Source organism: Klebsiella sp. MS 92-3 (assembly GCF_000195655.1).
Classification (GTDB): Bacteria; Pseudomonadota; Gammaproteobacteria; order Enterobacterales; family Enterobacteriaceae; genus Klebsiella; species Klebsiella pneumoniae.
The window spans coordinates 13,289-16,030 of the sequence record NZ_GL882851.1; the positions used below are offsets into that span (position 1 = coordinate 13,289).

Here is a 2,742-nt window from a genome sequence, read left to right on the forward strand (position 1 = left end):
GGGCTCGCCGCCATGGTGGTGGTGGTATCGCCATGCACCAGCACCACGTCGGGTTTAAACGACTCCAGCACCGGCTTCAGCCCTTCAAGGATGCGACAGGTGATCTCGGTCAGCCCCTGCCCCGGCTTCATGATGTTGAGATCGTAGTCCGGGACAATAGAGAAAAGTTTCAACACCTGATCGAGCATCTCCCGATGCTGCGCGGTCACGCATACTTTCGCCTCAAAATGAGGATCCTTTGCCAGCGCATGGACCAGAGGCGCCATCTTGATGGCTTCCGGCCTCGTGCCAAATACAGTTAGTACTTTCACATCGATTCTCTTCGATTAGGCGATGAAGGTCATCTGCCCTTCACCACAGGCCGCAATCACAGGACACGACGACGCGATAACGCCACGCCTGCGCCGATGAGCGCACCCACAATCCCCCACATCACCATCAGAAATACACGGCGCGGGCTATCGCGTTTTACAGGTTCTTCCGGCGTCCGCAAATACCGGTAAGTCTGAAAACGCGGATCTAACGTTGGACCGACGTTCAACGTGCTCAGCATGGCGCGGTTCTGGTCGTAATCGAGGTCATATTCCGGCCCAACGGCCTGCAGGTTTTCCAGCCTGGCCTGCAGCATCGGCCTGCCCAATAAAAATAGCTCTGAATCCGGCAACTGATCGGCAGGAACATCCGTTTCGCTACGTGAAATATTGTGCTGCTGAGCCACCTTCAGCGCCTGCTCCACGCTGTGTGTCCGGCGGTTGAAGATGGCCTCGGCCACCTCTTCCTGGCGCTTCACCTGCGCCTTCATCTGCACCGTCCGCGCCGCCCAGGCGCCTTTAAGTTCGTCGTTAAGATGGCCTGCCGCCCGCTGGCTGGCGAAGGCCACATACTGACGCAACAGATTATTGGCATCCTGCCCGGTCTCGGCGGTCAGTTTGACGCTGTCGTTAATGCTCTTGGCCGCATCGCCTGGCATAAACTGGATATTGTTAATCAGGTCATCCAGCATCGCCGCATCAGCGCGGGCATTACCCGACTGACGCTGCTTGTAGTAGTCCGTTTGCAGCCAGAAATCGCGCCGGGTATCCCAGGAGGCCAGCTGCATGATGAACTCTTTATACGCTTCATCCATGGCGGAAGGCTGGTCGACCGAGGCGAGGTCGGCTTTAATGTCCAGATTGCGTAAGAACTGCTGTTGGGAATAGTATCCCCCCAACATATTGACAGTAGGCCGATCGGTGATCGCCGTGGCGCTCCACTCCTGGCGAGCAAAGAAGGTGTACACCAGCACGATGGCGGCGAAGAGTACGGCGCCGCCGACTATCCAGCCTTTTCCTGCCCATAAAGCGCGAAACAGCCCGCGAATATCCAGCTCGTTCTCAACGTTCACTGCTTGTGCTCCCGGTAATGGTTGAGTCATCACATCCCCAGCTCTACTTGGTTAGTTTCGGATTATTGCCGCTGTGTCGCCGAATTCTGCGTCTGATGCGCTTAACCAGGCGCGCCACTTTCCAGGCGCGCTTAATACAGTAGCCATAAAGAAAGAAGGCTACCAAAAAGAGAATTAACATCACCCATTCCGGCACAATGCGCGTGTATTCCGCCACGACGCCAACCAGCGCGAGCAGGGCGGCGGCCAGGGTAATCAGGACAAACGCCTGGCGGGAAGTAAACCCGGCGCGCATGATCAAATGATGAATATGCTGACGGTCCGGTGAGAAAGGACTCATGCCTTTGCGCAGGCGGCGATACATAATCGCCACCATGTCCATCAGCGGGATAGCGATAATCCACAGCGCGGTCACCGGGCTAATGGGATGCGTTTTACCTTGCGTGGTTTCCAGCAGGATCCAGATGATGGTGAAGCCAATCATCGTGCTGCCGGCGTCACCCATAAAGACTTTATAGCGGCGGCCGAGGGCGCCAAGATTGAGAAGAATATAGGGTAGAATGGCGGCGATCATCGCGAAACACCACATCGCCAGGCTGTACTGACCATCAAACCAAAGGATAATCCCGGTCGCCGCAAAAGAGACCGATGACAGTCCGCCGAGCAGGCCGTCGATACCATCGACCATGTTGAACGCATTGATAGCGGCCCAGACGGCAAACAGCGTCAGGAAGAAGCCGAAGGGCCCCAGCACCAGTTCCCACGAGCCAAAAATAAAGCCCAAACTACTCAGATGCAGATTCCCTGCCATCATCATAATCACGGCGATCGCGGCCTGAATGACCGCGCGAATTTTCACGCTGATGTCGAAGCGATCGTCAAGCGCGCCAACCAGCACCAATACCCCCGCGCAGGCCAGATACAGCGAGGCGTGAGGAATATAATAATCGGCGATGGCGAAAGTGAAACAGATACCTGCATAAACTGAGATACCACCGACCAACGGAATCAACCCCTGATGCCGTTTGCGATAGTTGGGTTTATCCACTAACCCGATCTTTTTTGCCACTTTCCGCGCGACAAAAATAAAGAGGGTCGTGAATAAGAAAATACTGATTAATTCAGTAATAGCAGTGAGTAAATTCACAACGCATGTGCTCTCAGCATAGTTAATCCGGGAAGTATAGCGATGATGCCCCAACTCCAGAAGGGGAAAAGCAGAACATTACAAATTTATTGTATAGATTTTAGTCTGTTAAAGCTGTCTCCGCCTGCTATCCGGCGCCATTATACGACAACTTTCGTCCCGCTTTCTCTGTCTCTGGATCATACAAACCCCAAAATGAAAACCCCCCCCC

3 protein-coding genes are annotated in these 2,742 nt (G+C 54.5%); all 3 read right to left on the minus strand.

Features of this window, described 5'->3' with window-relative positions; genetic code table 11:
- Nucleotides 1–311 (minus strand): UDP-N-acetylglucosamine 2-epimerase (locus HMPREF9538_RS05225; RefSeq protein ID WP_009486008.1); only part of this gene is annotated, 311 nt, incomplete at its 3' end.
- A gap of 56 nt (nucleotides 312–367) precedes the next feature.
- Entirely contained in the window at nucleotides 368–1,414 is a 1,047-nt protein-coding gene (gene wzzE / locus HMPREF9538_RS05220; RefSeq protein ID WP_002883296.1) for an ECA polysaccharide chain length modulation protein, read from the minus strand.
- A gap of 13 nt (nucleotides 1,415–1,427) precedes the next feature.
- Nucleotides 1,428–2,531, minus strand: coding sequence for a UDP-N-acetylglucosamine--undecaprenyl-phosphate N-acetylglucosaminephosphotransferase (gene wecA / locus HMPREF9538_RS05215; RefSeq protein ID WP_002883295.1), 1,104 nt, complete (start codon nucleotides 2,529–2,531; stop codon nucleotides 1,428–1,430).
- Nucleotides 2,532–2,742 lie beyond the last annotated feature (211 nt).